The sequence below is a fragment of the Peribacillus sp. QJM3NY_7 genome, assembly GCF_056173225.1.
Map to the genome: position 1 here is coordinate 207122 of NZ_CM149663.1, position 18321 is coordinate 225442.

Consider the following 18321-nt stretch of genomic DNA (forward strand, 5'->3'; position numbering starts at 1 on the left):
TTCGTTATGTAACCGAAGATTTTAAAAGGGCTGCTTTTAATAATGCCGCTGCCTTATGGTACACTTTACTTATTGCAAAATCTTAATCGAGGTGTAGTCCTAATGAAAACAGTCGTAGTCGTAGGTGGAGGCATTACCGGTTTATCAACCATGTATTATTTACAAAAGACAGTTAAAGCGAGGAGTCTCTCCGTACGATTAATATTAATAGAAGGAAATGAGGAACTAGGCGGTAAAATAAGGACTGTGCACGATGGTCCTTTTAAAATTGAAGCGGGTGCCGATTCGATCGTCGCCAGGAAACAGAATATACAGCCATTTCTTAAAGAATTGAACCTGGAGGACCAAGTCGTCTATAATGCGACTGGAAAATCATTCATTCATACAGATGGGATGCTGAAGGGAATCCCCGAAGATGCCCTATTCGGAATACCAATGAGCCTGGAGTCACTGGCCAAAAGTGATCTGGTTTCCGCCCAAGGTAAGGTCGACGCCTTAAAGGATTTCTACACAAAAAATGAGACATTTACGAAGAATGACTCCATCGGTTTATTTCTTGAAAGTTTCTTAGGAAAGGAATTGGTGCAAAAGCAGATATCTCCTGTCCTATCAGGTGTTTACTCAGGAAAATTAAATGAATTGACCATTGCCAAAACACTGCCAGAGATGCTGGATTATAAAAATGAATATGGCAGTATAATAAGAGGTCTATCGGAAAATAAGCAGAAATACAAAAGCAAGGGAAATAAGAAGTTCCTTTCGTTTAAAAATGGCTTATCAACATTGGTAGAAAGAATAGAGGAAAGCCTCGATATGGTCGAGATATTAAAAGGGGTCAGTGTAGATAAAATCAGAAGAAATGATGAGGCGTACATCATTACATTGGCAAACGGTGAAACGCTGGAAGCGGACTTTATCGTATTGAGTACACCGCATACAATTGCCCAGAAATTATTGGGGGATCGGGAGTTGGATGAGGATTTCAACGGCTTGATCAATAGTTCGATGATTAGCGTTTATCTTGGATTCGATATCCCGGACAGCATGCTTCCTAAAGACGGGACAGGTTTCATTGCAGGCGATAATAGTGATTTGATCTGTAATGCATGCACCTGGACAAGCCGGAAATGGGAGCATACTTCTGAAAACAGTCAGCTTTTGGTAAGGCTTTTTTATAAAAGCTCTAGTCCGGACTATGAACGATTACAGTCCCTTACAAAACAGGAATTGATCTCTGTGGCTTTACAAGACATTATGAACAGTCTAAGCATTTCTGGGAATCCAATTACGAGTGAAGTGACGAAATGGCATGAAAATATGCCGAACTACCATATTAAACATCCTCAAATCGTTCAATCACTGGAGGCGAAAATCTCCGAGAATTATCCGAATGTTTTACTTGCGGGCTGTTCATACAATGGAGTCGGAATCCCGGATTGTATTGCTGATGGGGAAAAGAAAGCGGAAGAGATATGTCTGAAGTTGTAAAAGGGGGACTGCCAGGCGGCAGTCCTTTTTTAATGAATGCCGGAAATTCCGTTTGAAGTTTCTGGCATTTCCTGTATAATGATATTCGTAAAATTAAACTGAAAGTTTACTTATATAAAACTTTATCTACTGTGTGTTTACTATAAGTAAACCGATTGAGGGTTATGGAATGCGAATTGGAAAAAAAATAAAGAACCTTCGCTTGAAAAAAGGATTGACCCAGGAAGAATTGGGCGAAAGAACGGATTTAAGCAAAGGATATATCTCACAGTTGGAAAGGGATCTTAGTTCCCCTTCGATTGAAACTCTTTTCAATATTTTAGAAGTACTCGGATGCAAGCCGAAACAGTTCTTCGATGATGAGGATCAAGTCCAAAAAGTAGTGTATGAAGAAGAAGCACAAACATTTTTCATCGATGAAGAACGGGGATACCAAATTCAGTGGCTCGTGCCTGAATCGAATGAAAAGGAAATGGAACCTATTCGCCTGACTCTCCAGGAAAAAGGGGAGTTCAAACAATTTGAACCATCCTTGTCGGAAACATTCGGTTATGTATTAAGCGGAAGAGTCATTGTAAAGCTGGGTACACATACGTATTTCGTCAAGGCAGGGGAATCGATTTATTTTCATGCTTCAGATGAACATCAAATCATCAATGATTTTGAAGGTCCGTCCGAGTTATTACTCGTGGTGACGGAATCATACTTATAGAATTCAAAAAAATGCAATCGTTGAAGATTGATGAGTAAGGGAATGGAGAGAGGGAAGAAGCTATGGCAAATGGGAATATAATACGCTTCGATCAAGTTACGAAGCAATTTGATGATGAAACGGTGGTTCTCGATAATGTTAGTTTTGAAATCGAGAGAGGGAAGTTCTATACGCTATTGGGTCCTTCCGGGTGTGGGAAGACCACGATCCTTCGTTTGATTGCCGGATTTACGGAAGCTTCCAAAGGTGATATTTACTTTGAAGGGAAAAAGATCAATGATGTGCCAGCCAATAAAAGGCAAGTGAATACGGTATTTCAAGATTATGCACTGTTTCCGCATTTAAATGTGTTTGAAAATGTAGCATTTGGTCTTCGGATCAAAAAAATGAAGAATTCGGAAGTGGAAATCAAGGTGAAGGAAGCCCTCAGCTTTGTTAATTTGGAGGGGTATGAAAAACGGGAGATCAGGGAAATGTCCGGCGGTCAGCGGCAACGGGTAGCGATTGCGAGGGCTATTGTTAATGAACCTGAAGTCATTCTCTTGGATGAACCGCTATCTGCCCTCGATTTGAAATTGCGAACAGAAATGCAATATGAATTGCGGGAGCTGCAACAGAGGCTGGGAATCACGTTTATCTTCGTCACTCATGACCAAGAGGAAGCATTAGCGATGTCAGATGAGATTTTTGTCCTTAACAAAGGGAAAATCCAGCAAAGCGGGACCCCTACGGATATTTATGATGAACCGCTGAATCGATTCGTTGCCGATTTCATCGGTGAGTCCAATATTGTAAAAGGAAAAATGATTGAAGATTACCTCGTGGAGTTCGTCGGCAGACAGTTCGAATGTGTTGACCAAGGATTGAACAGTAATGAAGCTGTCGATATTGTCATCCGCCCGGAAGATTTAGAGATTACTTCCGTCGATCGCGGAAAACTGCGAGTTCGGGTGGACTCCCAGCTATTTCGCGGTGTTCATTATGAAATCAGCTGTTATGACCATGATGGAAATGAATGGCTTGTCCAATCAACGAAAAAAGTGGCAGTCGGAGATGAAATAGGTCTTTATTTCGAACCGGAATCGATCCATGTCATGCGATTGGGTGAAACTGAAGAAGAATTCGATAAGCGTCTGGAAGCGTATCATGATGGGGAAAGTCATGAAGAATAAAATATCCCGTAATATTTACTTCATACCCTATGTCTTATGGATTGCTTTATTCGTGATCGCACCCATTTTGTTAATCCTTTACTATTCCTTCTTTGACATTGAAGGCAATTTATCATTGATTAACTATCAAAAGTTCTTTACGCCAGTATATTTAAAAATGACATTGAGCTCATTTTGGTATGCATTCCTGATTACGGGAATATCCCTTTTAGTCGCTTACCCGACAGCCTATTTGTTAACGAAAACCAAGCATAAGCAGTTGTGGCTTTTGCTGATTATCGTGCCTTCCTGGATTAATTTACTTTTGAAAGCTTATGCCTTCATTGGAATTTTTGGCACGTATGGTGTGGCGAATGGATTTCTGGAGGCGGTAGGAATCGGAAAGCAGCAGATTCTCTTTACGGATTTCAGCTTCATATTCGTTTCGGTTTATATTTTCATCCCGTTTATGATTTTACCGATATTCAATGCGCTTGATGAAATGAATCCCACCCTTTTGGATGCGGCCAATGATTTGGGAGCGTCCCGATGGATGACATTCCGCCGTGTCATTTTTCCATTGACGTTAGATGGGGTAAAGACGGGATGCCAAGTAGTCTTCATCCCGGCACTTTCATTGTTCATGCTTACAAGATTGATTGCCGGTAACCGAGTCATTACGCTTGGTACGGCTATCGAGCAGCATTTCCTTGTAACACAGGATTGGGGAATGGGTTCCACGATCGCGGTATTTTTGATTATTATAATGTTCCTGATTATGTTTGTAACGGGTAACCGAAAGCAGGGTGTGTAAATTGGGCAATAAATTATCACCAATATCAAAAACGTTTCTCGTTTTGATTTTTCTCATTCTCTATGCACCGATTTTCTTTTTAGTCTTTTACTCTTTTAACAGCGGTGGAACGATGTATGACTTTAAAGGGTTCACGATGGAGTGGTACAAGGAGCTGTTCCAAGATACGAGGCTGTTGATCATTGTATTGAATACACTTGTGATAGCTTTATTATCTGCACTGATCGCAACGATCATCGGGGTGATAGGGGCAATTGGAATTCGCTCCTTTACGAGCAGTAAAGCTAAGAATACGGTATTGTCATTGAATAATGTATTGATCGTCAGTCCCGATGTGATCATCGGTGCTTCCTTCCTGATTTTATTCACAATGGCCGGGATCAAGCTTGGATTCTACTCGGTACTGTTGTCACATATCGCCTTCAGTATCCCAATCGTTGTGCTGCTGGTCCTTCCGAAACTTCAGGAAATGAGCCCTACTTTAATTGATGCCGCCCGGGATTTAGGGGCCAGCCGGTGGGATGTATTGACGAAAGTCATCCTTCCATACATCTTGCCAGGTATCTTTGCTGGTTTTTTTATGGCATTGACTTATTCACTTGATGATTTTGCGGTAACGTTCTTTGTGACCGGTAATGGTTTCTCCACTCTTTCCGTGGAAATCTATTCATTGGCCCGCCGTGGAATTTCATTGAATATCAATGCACTATCGACACTGCTGTTCGTCGTGACACTGCTGTTGGTTGTCGTCTATTACTTTATAACTCAACGTGTTAGGCAAACGGGAATGGGGGGGAAACGATGAAAAGGCTACTGCAAATGTTTTTGCTCATTTCCCTCGTATCCGCTTTGCTGCTATATGCGATTTCAAGATTGAATTCAGCGCAGGGATTTACGAGCAGCAATACGCTTACCATCTATAATTGGGGCGATTACATCGATACGGATCTAATCGAACGTTTTGAAGAAGAAACAGGTATAAAGGTCATTTATGAGACGTTCGATTCGAATGAGGCCATGATGACTAAAATTGAACAGGGCGGTACCACTTATGATATTGCCATTCCGTCTGAGTATATGATCGATAAGATGAGGCAAGAAGACTTACTGGTTCCCTTGGATCATTCCAAGCTTCCGAATTTGAAAAATATCGATGAGCGATTCATCGATCTGCCATTCGATCCGGAGAATAAATATTCCGTCCCGTACTTCTGGGGAACGGTTGGAATTGTTTACAACTCCAAGATGCTCGGTGGCAAAGAAATAACGGCCTGGGCGGATTTATGGGATAAAGATTTAAAAAATGAAATCCTTTTGACGGATGGCGCTAGAGAAGTGATGGGCATGGGTCTGAACTCTTTGAATTATTCATTGAATGATACAGATGAAGAACACCTTCAAGAGGCAAAAACCAAACTTGATGCCCTCACCCCGAATATTAAAGCGATAGTGGGAGATGAAAGCCGCATGCTATTGGAAGCCCAGGAGGCGGCGATTGGCCTTGTTTGGTCGGGAGTTGCTTCTGAAATCATGGCTGAAAATGAAGATCTCGAATACGTTGTTCCAAAAGAGGGGTCCAATTTATGGTTTGATAATATGGTCATCCCGAAAACAACGAAAAATGTCGATGCGGCCCACCAGTTCATCAACTTCATGCTGGACCCGAAAGTTGCAGCTCAAAATGCTGAATATGTAAGTTACTCGACACCTAATAAAGAAGCACTTAAATATATGCCTGAAGAAGTGGTTAAGGATGAACGTTTCTATCCATCACCTGAACTGACGAAGAAACTGGAAGTGTACGAAAACCTTGGGAAGAAAAACTTGGCCCGTTACAATGAACTCTTCCTTGAATTCAAGATGCATCGTAAATAACAAAATAAATAAAGCATGGTGTAGGAATTCCCTCCGTACACCATGCTTTTTCGTTTGCTTGAAACTTACGAGTAAAAGCTCGAAATTCACGAGTGAAAGCCGGAAACTCACGAGTATTGCTCGAAACTTACGAGTGAAAGCCGAATTACACTCTGTTACCTATATATCAAGAGTTGATATAACGGTATAATACCGTTTTTTGTTATAATCATCCAAAATTTAATTTAAATCCATAACAGAATGAAATGCTCTAAAATATCTGCAGAGATATAAGTATGTTAGTATAATGATAGAGTTCATACATATTGAAGGTTAAGTTAAAGTCTTAAGGATTAATTAATATTTACAAGCTATCATAATAGTAATAGAAAACTTAAGGGAGACTATTCATGAATCTATTAAAAAGCACGAAGGCATATATTTGGGCAGGGAGCATTTTAATCATTGCCGGGATCATGGCATTTGCGATGATTTCGTCCATGGATAAGACAATTGCGAGTATCGATGGCGAGAAAATCAATGAGGATGAGCTGTATGACGCGCTTGTTGCAGGGTACGGAGCAGATACTTTAGACCTGCTAATTACGAATAAATTGGTGGAATTGGAAGCGGAAAAAGCAGGAATCAAAATTAAGGATGAAGAAATCCAGAAAGAAATCGATGTTATGGTGGAGTCCTATGGTGATGAAAAGTCGTTAAAAGAACAATTGGAAGCAAGCGGTTCTTCAATGGATGCTTTAAAAAAGGACATCGTGGTTTACCTGCAAACGAAAAAATTGGTCGAACCGAGAATTACTGTAACGGACGATGAAATCAGTACGTATTTTGAAGATAATAAAGATACATTTGCTCAAGCGGAACAAGTGGAAGCTAGTCATATTTTAGTCGAAGACGAAAAAACGGCTAAAAAGGTTGCGAAAGAACTTGCGGCAGGCGGTGATTTCGCTAAGTTGGCAGCTGAATATTCCACTGATGCTGAAACGGCGGATAACGGTGGAAGTCTGGGGTATTTTGGAAAAGGCGATATGGTGGAAGAGTTTGAAGATGTTGCCTTTGATCTTGATATAAATAAAGTCAGTGATCCAGTCAAAACCGAATATGGGTACCATATCATAAAAGTAACCGGTAAGAAGGAAGCAAAAAAAGCTAATTTAGAAGACAGTAAAGAAGTAATTAAAGAAACGCTTCTTTCTGAAAGATTACAAGAGGAATATCCAGTTTGGTTAGCCGAAGTGAAAAAAGACCATGATATAACGAATAAATTGGAGGGCTCTAACTAAGGTATCAAGTGAAGGATATACCGAAACAAAGAAGCTGAGGCAAAATGCCTCAGCTTTTATTATGGCTTGTACGATTTGGATGTTGATTTCCGCTTCAGGCACTCGCTTTCCGCGGGCGGTCGTGGAGCCTCCTCGGCATGCGCCTGAGGGGTCTCCCCTAGACGCGCTTTTCTAAGCAGGAGTCTCGTACCTTTCACTCCAATCAACTCTGTTTTTAAATTAGATAAAACCATCCCTATATAGTTGAAGGTGTTGTTTTGGTTGTTCGGGAACTTCATTTGATGAAACGCACATTTTCCGGGCACATTTTCTCTACAAAAAAAGCTGAGGCATAATGCCTCAGCTTTTTTATATATTAGAAGTTGGATGAGATGGATTTTTGATTGGATAATCCTGATTTTTTAACGATTTCATCACTCTCTTTTTCACCTTTATCATTATTGGATTTCAATGATTGTGCTGGCGTTTCTTTCAGCTGTTTACCGGCAACGACCACTTTTGAACTGATGTCTTTTAATTCACTTGTTGCGTCCTTCGCTGTACCAAGGGCATCAGTGGAGATATCCTTTACTTCGGATACTTTACCCACCACGTCTTCATTGACGGTTTCATATAGTGTTTCAACGTCATTGATTGCCTCTTTAATCGTCTCCGTTGCCCCTTTGACTCCTGATACCATCTGTTCCTTCATTTCGCCGGGATTTTCCTTGACCTGTTCAATCATATTCATGGAGTTGTCTTTTAAAAGGATGGCAGATCGTTTTACTTTATTTCTCGTATTGGAGTCGAGCAAGGTCAATGCACCGCCGACAAGCCCCCCGATTAGAATCCCTTTTAAAAGTTTGCTATTCGTTTGAGTTTCGATAGTTGTTTGAGTCATTTATATTTCCTCCTTTAGAATAGTAGATTGTTTGCTTATTTTGGGTTTTCCCTTATTTACCATAAGTTAAACTGGAAATAATAAACTATCATGGGATTGACATGATAAATAAAACAATAGTACTCTACATATAGTTAAATGACTGAACTACTTTTTGAGAGGTGCAACGATGACGAATGAAAAAGTTTCTGGATTGATTGATCGATATATGAAGGTTTCTTTCTATGTCAATAAGATGGGGGAGCTTTTAATAAAAGATCAGATTTGTGATGTGCTGACGAACGAACAATACTATACTTTACGGTTCATTCAACAACAGCGGTTGTGTACATCGACGGAAATCAGTGATGCCTTTTATATTAATAAGAGTGCCGTCACGTCCAACATCAACAGGCTGGAAGGCAAAGGATTGATAGAACGGGAACAGGACCAGGTTGACCGAAGGGTCTTCCATTTGAAGCTTTCCAAAGAGGGGGAAGCGTTGTTACAGGAAACGGAAAATAAGATTCATAAATTGGTAGAGAGCATCATGACGAAATTCGATTATGAAGAGATTGTTAAATTCCTTGATACATATGAGAAGCTTTCACAAATTTTCATTCAAATGAAGAATGAGGAATGGGAGGAATATAAATGAGGGGGATCATAAAGGGAAGATGGCTGGTCATTATCGTATGGGTTGCCATTACGGCAAGTTTATTGTTTGCGGCACCGAATATGGCTGAGCTTGTCCGGAATAAGGGCCAGCTGGATGTACCGGCAGAGTATTCCTCTGGGATGGCCAATGAGCTAATGAAAGAGATCCAGGATAAGGATGAGTCACAAGTGGCTCTCGTATTTCATGGTGATAAGAAGCTGTCTTCCCCGGAATTGAAAGAGATCGAGGTAGCGATCCAAAAGCTTGAAAAGAATAAAGCGGAGCTTGGCATCAAAGAGGTCATGACCCATTTTAAAGAGCCCTCGCTAAAAGGTCAGTTGGTCTCGGAGAACGAAACAACGGTTTTGACATCCATCACGATGGTCAAGGGGGACCGAGAAGCTAAGGAAGTGATCGATGCCCTTTATAAAGAGCTGGAGCAAGTGGATGTCGAGCATTATTACACAAGCAGCTGGATGATCGATGAAGATCTTAATGCCAATTCCCAAGAAGGGCTGAGGAAAACTGAAGGCATCACGGTTGTCTTCATTCTGGCTGTATTGCTGATAGTCTTCCGTTCAGTGGTGGCACCGATCATTCCGTTAGTGACAGTCGGTTTCACTTATTTATGCTCACAATCCATCGTCTCATTCCTGGTGGATAAATGGGACTTTCCGATTTCGTCTTACACCCAAATATTCCTGGTAGGTATTCTATTTGGAATCGGGACTGATTATTGCATCCTGCTGCTTAGTTGTTTCAAGGAAGAGCTATCGTCACAGGAGTCCTTGCCTGAAGCGATCGTTGGGACGTACCGAACTGCCGGTAAGACTATCTTCTTCAGCGGGCTGACCGTAATGATTGGCTTTGCGGCAATTGGTTTTTCTACTTTTAAGCTCTATCAATCTGCGGCGGCCGTTGCCATAGGGGTCTTCATTTTAATGATCGCCCTTTATACGATCGTTCCATTTTTCATGGCGGTTCTTGGCAAAAAGCTATTCTGGCCAGCAAAAGGGAAACTTGAGCATAGTGAAAGTAAACTATGGGGAATTCTCGGTAACTTCTCCTTGAACCGCCCATTATTGGCGCTTATGATCGTCGCAATCGTCTGTGTTCCCTTTTTGTTTATGTATGATGGGAAGATTTCATATAACTCCCTTGAAGAAGCGGGTGATGATGTTCCTTCCATCATGGCATTTAATATCATTTCCGATGAATTCGGACCAGGACAATCGATGCCAACACAGATTGTCATAAAGAATGACGAACGCATGGATTCGGAAGAGTACGTCGCACTTGCTGAAAAAATCAGCCAGGAAGTAGTCAAGGTGGATGAAGTCGATGTAGTTCGATCCATGACCCGCCCGACAGGTGAACCGATTAAGGATTTATTTGTAGCGAACCAGGCCGAAACCTTGGAAAAGGGAATCGGGGAAGGAAATGAAGGAATTAAACAAATCAGCGATGGATTGAAAACGGCAGGCAGTGAGCTTTCCGATTCAGGACCGCGATTGAAGCAAGCGACGGACGGAATAGGGGGGCTCATATCCGGGACCAATGAATTAAAGAGCGGCGTAGGTCAGGTGGAGAAGGCGTTAACAAGCATTGAAGCAGGCATTCGTGATGGGTCTTCAGGAACCGGGGACATAAAAAACGGATTGAATGAGGTCAAGGCAAACTTGGATAAGCTCGCCACCGGAAGCGGACAGCTTCTCGAAGGCTATAAACAATCAGCTAATGGGTTAAGTGAGCTCACAGGTTGATATAAAGAAATCCAAACTAACCTTACGGGTGTATCACAAAGCCTTGCCGGTTTAAATCCTTCTTTTGAGCAAATGGAAGCCACTCATCCAGAATTACAGGCTGATCAGTCCTATCAAACGATCAAGCAAACAGTGCAAGGGGCACAGGGTGGCTTGGAGCCCATGGCAGCAGGCCTTTCAGAGCTCAATAGGAATCTTGGTTCAGTGTCCGGCGGTTTGAATACGGCGAATGAAAATATGGAAGAAATCGTAAAGGGTCAAAATTCTCTTGGGGAGGGCCTGAGCCAATTGATTTCAGGCGTTGACAATTTACAAAAGGGTCTAAGCACCATGGCTAATGGTCAGGGGGAAGTCATAAATAATCTGTCAGGATTTAAAGGAGGCCTTACTAGCTTAAGTAATGGGCAGCAAGAACTCCTAAATGGTTTTTCAAGCCTGGGCGGGCAGCTTACTGATTTGACTGATGGCTTAAATGAAAGTGCGGATGGTCTGAATGAAGTCCATGATGGACTATCGTCCGCACAGGGTTATTTATCAGGGCTGGCAAAAACGGATAAAACGGTAACAGGCATGTACATTCCCAAAGAAGTAGTGGAAAGCGAAGAATTCGGGGAAGCATTGAACGCGTATTTATCTGAAGATGGTAAAACCATGACCATGGATGTGGTATTCAAAGCGAATCCTTATTCCAATGATGCAATCGAGCAAATTGATTCGATTGAGGCAACCGTTGAAAGAGTAACGAAAGATACAAAGCTTGAAAACGCGCAGGTGGCGATAGGGGGAATCACAAGTACACATCATGACTTGGGCATGATGTCTGGGGAGGATTTCTCAAGGACGGTCGTTTTGATGCTGTCGGGTATTGCAATCATTCTCTTTTTCATGCTGCGATCCTTGATCATGCCTGTCTATTTGATAGTGTCGCTCGTTTTGACTTATTATACAGCGGCAGCCATTACAGAGTTGATTTTTGTTAATATTCTCGGTTATGCCGGCATTGGCTGGGCAGTTCCTTTCTTTGCCTTCGTCATCTTGATTGCTCTTGGCATTGACTATAGCATTTTCTTGATGGATCGCTTTAACGAGTGGAAAGATAAGCCGGTCAAGGAAGCGATGTTGCTGTCCATGAGAAAAATGGGAACGGTGATCATCTCGGCGGCTGTCATTCTGGGCGGAACCTTTGCTGCCATGATGCCAGCAGGAGTTTTATCGCTCTTGGAGATAGCCACATTAATATTGGTGGGGCTTGCTTTATATGCGTTTGTCATCTTGCCATTGTTTATTCCGGTGATGGTTGCAACGTTTGGAAACGCGAATTGGTGGCCGTATTTAAAAAATAAGGAATAAAAGGGAATATAAAATAAAGAAGGCCTCCATTCGGATGCCTCCAGACTGTAGACAAAAGGGTTTCGGAATGCTCCTATTCCGAAACCCTTTTTTCGCCCGTGGAGGAAGAAATAACAATCATAAGTTCCATCATACACATAATCAGGCGTACTGGTTTTGTCAGCTGCATCTTCAACAGCTTCAGGTTTAACAATTTTCTCAATCGGTGTTACTATCGTCTACAACACAAATCTGTTATGGTCTGTTGGTGCATGAAACGAATGTGTGGAATCAACAAATACATGCCCTGCACTCATTCGTTAAATGAAACTTTTAGTTAAGAGGGGATGGAAAAGCGTTTCAATAAAAGTTGCAGAAAGACTGTTGGCCCATGGAGTTCTGTCTAATTACTAAAACTCTGTTGACTGGAACGGAAGGTGCGAGACTCCTGCGGGAATACGAGTGCAGGGGAGACACCGCAGGCAGGCGCAAACGCCGAGGAGGCTCCCCGGACCCCGGACCGCCTGCAGTGAAGGTCAACGCTCAACTTCCAAACTCTCAAAAAACTGTAGACCAACTCGATGGAGTTTGCCTACAGTAAGAAATAAACAACCGAAACAAAAAAATATGTATTCCATTTTATAATTGGGGGATTCTTGTTTTATATTTCGCGATGATCTTTTGATTGTGTTCATCTGCCCCTTCGATATTACTGCTTAGGAATACGGGAGGGGTTTCCCCTGATTCAATAATCGTTTGGATGACTTGCGTGAAAACCATATTGAGGAGAACGGCCCCGACCACGGTCGATCCGGAACCAAAAGGTATATTATTTGATTTCAGTAATGTGTCACCTTTGGCAATATGATTGTCTATGACCAAATCAACGACATCGTGGAGATAATGCTTCTGTTTATGCCGTGAAGAACAACTTTTTGCATACTCCGGTGATGTTAGTCCAATAACGAATGCCCCTTTTTCTTTTGCGATAGTGGCTACATCTATCGGAACGGGATTTACGCCGGATGACGAAATGACAATACAAACATCACCAGGACGGATATCTTCATCATTCATGAATTTCTCTGATAGGTCATTTTGGCGTTCAAGTTGGGATGATCTTGAAGCTCCTTTAAAAAGCATGAGATCTTCAACGAAAATTGGACGAATTGCGGCTAACCCACCAGCTCGGTAGAATACCTCTTCGGTCAAAATGTGGGAGTGTCCGCTTCCGAATAAATGGATGATCCCATCCGACATGACTGCTTTTGAGATATGTTTCACAGATTCCTTAATTGATTGCTTTTCCTGTTCTCCCACAATTGTGAGTAAAGCCTGCACTTCTTCAAAGTATGAGTTCATATATGTGACACCCTCCGATTACCTTTGGCAATTAAAAGACTATAGTGATGAAAATATTCCATTTTATCTGCTTATGTTGATAGTGAACTTATACCTGTCCGCACGATAAGCCGATTTAACATATTCAAGGGGAGTTCCGTCTATTAAGAACGTATTCCTTTGAATGAATAATATGGGTGAGTGCTTTGGAATTGCTAAATGGGTCACTTCCAATTCAGAAGCAATCGATGATTCCAACGTTTGTGAAGCATAGTCTATCTTTAGTTTGACGTAGTTCTCCACATATTGGTAAAGGGAAAGGTTAATGATTTCTTCCGTTAATCCTTTAATTAAATTGGCAGACATGTACACGGTCTCGAGCGCCATTGGAACATCATCAGCCAACCGAATGCGTTTTATTTCATAAACGGGAGCATAAAGGGAAATGTGCAATTCACTTGCAATCTTCTTATCAGCCGGAATGATTTCAAAGCTCAGCAGCTTGCTGCTTGGGTTTAATCCCCTGGCCTTCATGTCCTCGGTAAAACTGGTCAGCCCATTGAGCTGCTGCTCCAATTTCTTATCGGCGACAAAGGTTCCCCTTCCTTTCTGACGGTATAAGTATCCGTCATTCACCAAATTATTTATGGCTTGGCGGACGGTCATCCGGCTAATTTTGAATTGCTCGGCATATTCACGTTCAGATGGAAGGGCATCGTGCGCTTGGAACTCACCGTTTTCTATTTTTCTTTTTATTTGTTCTTCGATTTGAAAATAAATCGGAAGAGGTGAGTTTTTATCAATCATCGACTTTCGCTCCTTTAGGGTATTATCACTCCGGATAACGCTTTTTGGTCTGCGATAATTGTAACACTATTATGTTTTTTTAGGATAGATGCAGGAAATTCCTCTGAAATGTCACCGTGTATCAATTTCTTCAGTGTTTCGGCTTTTTCTTCACCAGAAATCAGCAGCAGAATTTCTTTGCTTTTCATGATTGTTGAAATGCCCATCGTAACGGCATGTGTCGGAACTTCGTCTATGGAGTCGAAATAACGTGCATTCGCTTGGCGCGTCGAATCTTCAAGTGTCACGACATGTGTACCGGATGTGAAGGAAGTTCCAGGTTCATTAAAACCAATATGGCCATTTTGGCCAATGCCAAGTATCTGAAGATCGATCCCGCCCACGGAATCAATCATTTCGTCATACCGTTGACATTCTCCATTCGTGTCATCGGCTGTGCCATTAGGCAGGTGAGTACGCTCTTTATTTATATTGATGTGAGTGAATAAGGAATCATCCATATAAAAATGGTAACTGTTTGGATCATTTGGTTTTAAGCCGATATACTCGTCAAGGTTAAAAGACGTTACATGTTCATATGAAGTATGATTGCGCACGTGGTCTTCAATCAAATTATCGTACATTCCTTTAGGGGTGCCGCCTGTTGCAAGGCCCAATTTGATATTCGGATTTCCTTTGACTTTTCCGATTACTATTTCTGCGGCTGTCCGGCTCATTTCCGTGTAGTCCTGCACTTGTATGATATTCATTATACATTCTCCTTTTTAAAAGCTAAATTTCCTCTGCAGAAAGTCATTTCAACGTCCAAGCGGTCATTCAATATTACAAGATCTGCGTCTTTGCCGACTTGGATGCTTCCTTTTCTGTCAAAAATCCGAAGTTGTTTGGCAGGGTTTTCCGCCGTCATTTTTATAATGTCAGTCATGGAACAACCGGTATATTTCATTGTGTTCTTGATGGCATCGTTCATTTTCAATATACTGCCGGCTAGTGTGCCGTCTGAAAGCGTTGCTTTCGTTTCGTCAACATTAACAGGCTGACCACCTAAATCATAGGTTCCCTTTTCAAGCCATTTGGCACGAAGTGAGTCCGTTATCAGTATCATTCGTTCGCTGGTAATTTGGTTATATGCGAGCTTGATCATTTCCGGCCTGCAGTGAATGCCGTCAGCAATAAGTTCAACATATAGCTCATCTCGAAGATAAGCAGCTCCCAAAACGCCAGGTTCGCGGTGATGGAGTCCACGCATCCCATTATAAAGATGTGTAACGTGGGTAGTCCCTGCCTGGATTGCTTCATCTATTTGGTCATATGTTGCATCTGAATGGCCGATGGAGGCGACGACGCCAGTTCCCCTTAAGTGGGCGGCAAGATCTAATCCGTTCGGTTGTTCAGGAGCAAGCGTTACAAGCTTGATTAGATTTTCGGCCATTTCCTGCCATCTTTTAAATAGAGTGACATCAGGATCAACGATATAATCCTCAGGCTGTGCTCCTTTACGGGCCGGTGAAATGAAAGGACCTTCTAAATGTACTCCAACTATTTCAGCATTTTCCTGAGTTTGATTTTCGATATATTTACCAGCATTAAGAAGTGCTGATTCAATGGCTTGGGTGGATTGGGTCATTGTAGTGGCCAGAAAGCTGGTGGTTCCTTCTTTAGGAAGGGTCTTTGCCATTGTGGATAATGCGTCATGTGTGGCATCCATTACATCGGAATTGGATGCCCCGTGAATATGAATGTCGATGGCACCGGGAATTACCTGATAATCCGGTGAAAGAGTGATCACCTTGGCATCATCGTCCTGTTTGTATTGGCTGGCTGGACCAACATCGGCAATTTTTCCATCCACGACTTTAATGTACCCATTTTTGTATGTTTCCTTTTCGCTGTGAACCATCAGATTATTAATAATGAATGTTTTCATACATAATCTCCTTTATGAAAGTAAAACTTAATGAATGAGTCATGAAATGGTCTCATATATTTTGCCCTCATTTTATCGTTTTTATTAAAAGTTGTCTAGACCAGTTAAGGAGTATCAAGAACAAAAATGATATTTTTACTATGTTTTCGAAGAATATAGTATATTTACAAGTAAATTGGTATAGACATCTATATATTTTCTGTGCTAGTATAATCCCAAAGAAAAGTTATTATATTGATAAAATGAAAACGCTTAATACATCTTGTTGTTGATCAAAGAAGTTAGGTACAAGGGAGATGAGTTCGATGTTAAATTTTTTACAAAAGATTGGGAAAGCTTTAATGTTACCGATTGCCGTTTTACCAGCAGCCGCGTTATTGCTTCGTTTAGGGCAACCGGATTTACTTGATATTGCCTTTATTGCCGCAGCTGGAAAGGCGATATTCGATAACCTTGCGATATTGTTCGCTTTGGGAATAGCGATTGGATTATCCAAAGATGGAAGTGGCGCTGCGGCATTATCAGGCCTTGTTGGATACTTTGTATTAACGAATGGTACACAAGCGATTGATAAAGAAATCAACATGGCTGTTTTAGGCGGTATTATATCGGGGATAGTTGCCGCTCTTCTATATAATAGATACTCCGACATAAGACTCCCTGAATGGCTTGGATTCTTTTCAGGGAAACGATTCGTCCCGATCATCACTTCGCTTGCGATGATCATACTTGCGGGAATATTCGGTTTCGTGTGGCCTCCGATTCAAGATGTAATAAATAGTGTCGGTGACTGGATTACAGGTGCAGGGGCATTGGGTGCTGGCGTATTCGGCGTATTGAATCGCTTATTGCTTCCAGTAGGATTGCATCATGTCTTGAATAGTATGGTTTGGTTCGTCTTTGGTGAGTACAATGGAGCGACAGGTGATATAAATCGTTTCTTCGCAGGGGACCCGTCTGCTGGGCCCTTCATGACCGGCTTTTTCCCGATCATGATGTTCGGTCTTCCAGCTGCGGCATTAGCAATGATTGCAGCTGCTAAGAAAGAGAAACGTAAATTGGTGACGGGGATGCTTGTTGGGTTGGCTTTCACTTCTTTCCTTACAGGAATCACTGAACCGATTGAATTTCTTTTCATGTTCATCGCACCGGTGTTATATGTAATACATGCCCTTTTAACCGGGGTTTCTCTGGCACTTGCTGTTATATTGGATATCCATCATGGGTTTGGATTCTCTGCAGGAGCCATTGATTATTTCTTGAACTTTGGTATTGCGCAAAAACCGCTATGGTTAATCCCGATTGGATTGGTATACGCGGCAGTTTACTTCGTGATTTTCTATTTTGTCATCAAGATCATGGATTTAAAAACACCTGGCCGTGAAGACGATGAGGAAGAAGTGGAAGAAGAAACTATTGTGAAAACAGGGGATAAATATACCGATATGGGATCGCTTTTCATTCAAGATCTTGGCGGTAAAGAGAATATAAAGCTAATTGATAACTGTGCAACACGCTTGCGTTTACAAGTGGCCGATTCAGGAAATGTGAATGAAGCAGCCTTAAAACGGCATGGTGCCCGCGGTGTCATGAAGTTGAATAAATCGAGTGTACAGGTCATTGTAGGAACGAACGTTGAATTCGTTGCAAATGCAATGAAACAGCTTGTCAAGGATGGAGTCGACCCAAGCCAAGTGAAAACAAGTCCATCTGCACAAGTGGCAGAGGATATAGTAGAGGAAAACCAAGCTTTGGGTGCAAATGACTTTGTCCTTCCAATTGAAGGAACCATTTTACCGATAGAACAAGTTCCCGATCAAGTGTTTGCCATGAAAATGATGGGGGATGGCTTTGCTATCGAGCCAGTCAACGGAAAACTAGTATCCCCAATCGATGGGGAAGTTCTAAGTATCTTCCCGACAAATCATGCACTGGGCTTGAAAATGGATAATGGTCTGGAAATTCTGATCCATGTTGGTTTGGATACAGTTAAATTAAATGGAGAAGGGTTCACAGCTCTTGTTCAAGAAGGCCAAAGAATAACAAAGGGAACACCTCTTTTGGAAATTGATTTAGATTTCATTAAACGGAATGCACCATCAACGGTCACTCCTATTATATTCACTAACTTACCTGAAGGAACGGCAGTGAAGTTGCAAAAGTCAGGGATCCAGAAACAAAATACACCAGATATCATCCAGTTGGAAAAACTATAAAACGGTTAAAAAAGAGGTGTCGTCTTGTCGACATCCCTTTAGACTTTAGACTGTAGACAAACTCAAAGAAAAGTGAGTTTGCCTGCAGTTTTTTTATGGCT

Annotated in this window: 14 protein-coding genes and 1 pseudogene; 10 read left to right on the plus strand and 5 right to left on the minus strand. The window is 41.7% G+C overall.

The genetic code is table 11. The features are described from left to right. The first annotated feature begins 102 nt into the window (after positions 1-102). From AC0VX1_RS01175 to AC0VX1_RS01205, 7 genes are all read left to right on the plus strand, one after another. Complete coding sequence (locus AC0VX1_RS01175) at positions 103-1488, plus strand: protoporphyrinogen oxidase (RefSeq protein WP_475469627.1); 1386 nt, start codon at positions 103-105, stop codon at positions 1486-1488. Between the two features lie 169 nt (positions 1489-1657). After that, complete coding sequence (locus AC0VX1_RS01180; protein ID WP_475469628.1) at positions 1658-2200, plus strand: helix-turn-helix domain-containing protein; 543 nt, start codon at positions 1658-1660, stop codon at positions 2198-2200. Between the two features lie 62 nt (positions 2201-2262). Continuing rightward, complete coding sequence (locus AC0VX1_RS01185; RefSeq protein WP_063574518.1) at positions 2263-3372, plus strand: ABC transporter ATP-binding protein; 1110 nt, start codon at positions 2263-2265, stop codon at positions 3370-3372. Next, positions 3362-4165, plus strand: coding sequence for an ABC transporter permease (locus AC0VX1_RS01190; RefSeq protein ID WP_034305104.1), 804 nt, complete (start codon positions 3362-3364; stop codon positions 4163-4165). Before AC0VX1_RS01185 ends, AC0VX1_RS01190 begins: the two co-directional genes overlap by 11 nt. 1 nt (position 4166) lies before the next feature. After that, positions 4167-4970, plus strand: a complete 804-nt coding sequence (locus AC0VX1_RS01195) for an ABC transporter permease (protein ID WP_413010799.1) — start codon at positions 4167-4169, stop codon at positions 4968-4970. Then, positions 4967-6040: an ABC transporter substrate-binding protein gene (locus AC0VX1_RS01200; protein WP_057276338.1), complete on the plus strand. Its 1074-nt coding sequence runs from the start codon at positions 4967-4969 to the stop codon at positions 6038-6040. The genes AC0VX1_RS01195 and AC0VX1_RS01200 overlap by 4 nt, the downstream gene beginning before the upstream one ends. Positions 6041-6429: 389 nt before the next feature. Then, positions 6430-7320, plus strand: coding sequence for a peptidylprolyl isomerase (locus AC0VX1_RS01205; protein WP_475469629.1), 891 nt, complete (start codon positions 6430-6432; stop codon positions 7318-7320). 355 nt (positions 7321-7675) lie between these two features. On the opposite strand, the gene AC0VX1_RS01210 is transcribed toward AC0VX1_RS01205, so the two are convergent. After that, entirely contained in the window at positions 7676-8200 is a 525-nt protein-coding gene (locus AC0VX1_RS01210; RefSeq protein WP_057276337.1) for a hypothetical protein, read from the minus strand. 169 nt (positions 8201-8369) lie between these two features. Here AC0VX1_RS01210 and AC0VX1_RS01215 point away from each other — a divergent pair, with 169 nt between their 5' ends. Together AC0VX1_RS01215 and AC0VX1_RS01220 are read left to right on the plus strand one after the other, a co-directional pair. Next, entirely contained in the window at positions 8370-8837 is a 468-nt protein-coding gene (locus tag AC0VX1_RS01215) for a MarR family winged helix-turn-helix transcriptional regulator (RefSeq protein WP_057276336.1), read from the plus strand. Beyond that, positions 8834-11950 (plus strand): annotated as a pseudogene (locus tag AC0VX1_RS01220) (MMPL family transporter). The gene AC0VX1_RS01215 and the pseudogene AC0VX1_RS01220 overlap by 4 nt, the downstream one beginning before the upstream one ends. Before the next feature lie 618 nt (positions 11951-12568). On the opposite strand, the gene AC0VX1_RS01225 reads toward AC0VX1_RS01220, so the two are convergent. From AC0VX1_RS01225 to nagA, 4 genes are all read right to left on the minus strand, one after another. After that, on the minus strand, positions 12569-13291 hold the full coding sequence (locus AC0VX1_RS01225; RefSeq protein WP_098187326.1) for an SIS domain-containing protein: 723 nt from the start codon (positions 13289-13291) through the stop codon (positions 12569-12571). Between the two features lie 63 nt (positions 13292-13354). Continuing rightward, on the minus strand, positions 13355-14077 hold the full coding sequence (locus AC0VX1_RS01230; RefSeq protein ID WP_413023331.1) for a GntR family transcriptional regulator: 723 nt from the start codon (positions 14075-14077) through the stop codon (positions 13355-13357). A gap of 14 nt (positions 14078-14091) precedes the next feature. Next, a complete protein-coding gene (gene nagB, locus AC0VX1_RS01235) occupies positions 14092-14826 on the minus strand; it encodes a glucosamine-6-phosphate deaminase (RefSeq protein WP_034304857.1) in 735 nt (244 codons plus the stop codon). After that, a complete protein-coding gene (gene nagA / locus AC0VX1_RS01240; RefSeq protein WP_475469630.1) occupies positions 14826-16004 on the minus strand; it encodes an N-acetylglucosamine-6-phosphate deacetylase in 1179 nt (392 codons plus the stop codon). The genes nagB and nagA overlap by 1 nt, the downstream gene beginning before the upstream one ends. Positions 16005-16309: 305 nt before the next feature. Between nagA and nagE the strand changes: the two genes are divergently transcribed. Continuing rightward, positions 16310-18220, plus strand: coding sequence for an N-acetylglucosamine-specific PTS transporter subunit IIBC (nagE, locus tag AC0VX1_RS01245; protein WP_098866091.1), 1911 nt, complete (start codon positions 16310-16312; stop codon positions 18218-18220). Positions 18221-18321 lie beyond the last annotated feature (101 nt).

Bases quoted from the DNA above. Each gene is read 5' to 3' on its own strand.
- AC0VX1_RS01215 (WP_057276336.1), top strand. From the start codon at position 8,370: ATGACGAATGAAAAAGTTTCTGGATTGATTGATCGATATATGAAGGTT.
- AC0VX1_RS01210 (WP_057276337.1), bottom strand. From the start codon at position 8,200: ATGACTCAAACAACTATCGAAACTCAAACGAATAGCAAACTTTTAAAA.
- AC0VX1_RS01185 (WP_063574518.1), top strand. From the start codon at position 2,263: ATGGCAAATGGGAATATAATACGCTTCGATCAAGTTACGAAGCAATTT.
- nagB (WP_034304857.1), bottom strand. From the start codon at position 14,826: ATGAATATCATACAAGTGCAGGACTACACGGAAATGAGCCGGACAGCC.
- AC0VX1_RS01175 (WP_475469627.1), top strand. From the start codon at position 103: ATGAAAACAGTCGTAGTCGTAGGTGGAGGCATTACCGGTTTATCAACC.
- nagA (WP_475469630.1), bottom strand. From the start codon at position 16,004: ATGAAAACATTCATTATTAATAATCTGATGGTTCACAGCGAAAAGGAA.
- AC0VX1_RS01230 (WP_413023331.1), bottom strand. From the start codon at position 14,077: ATGATTGATAAAAACTCACCTCTTCCGATTTATTTTCAAATCGAAGAA.
- AC0VX1_RS01200 (WP_057276338.1), top strand. From the start codon at position 4,967: ATGAAAAGGCTACTGCAAATGTTTTTGCTCATTTCCCTCGTATCCGCT.
- AC0VX1_RS01225 (WP_098187326.1), bottom strand. From the start codon at position 13,291: ATGAACTCATACTTTGAAGAAGTGCAGGCTTTACTCACAATTGTGGGA.
- AC0VX1_RS01190 (WP_034305104.1), top strand. From the start codon at position 3,362: ATGAAGAATAAAATATCCCGTAATATTTACTTCATACCCTATGTCTTA.
- AC0VX1_RS01180 (WP_475469628.1), top strand. From the start codon at position 1,658: ATGCGAATTGGAAAAAAAATAAAGAACCTTCGCTTGAAAAAAGGATTG.
- nagE (WP_098866091.1), top strand. From the start codon at position 16,310: ATGTTAAATTTTTTACAAAAGATTGGGAAAGCTTTAATGTTACCGATT.
- AC0VX1_RS01205 (WP_475469629.1), top strand. From the start codon at position 6,430: ATGAATCTATTAAAAAGCACGAAGGCATATATTTGGGCAGGGAGCATT.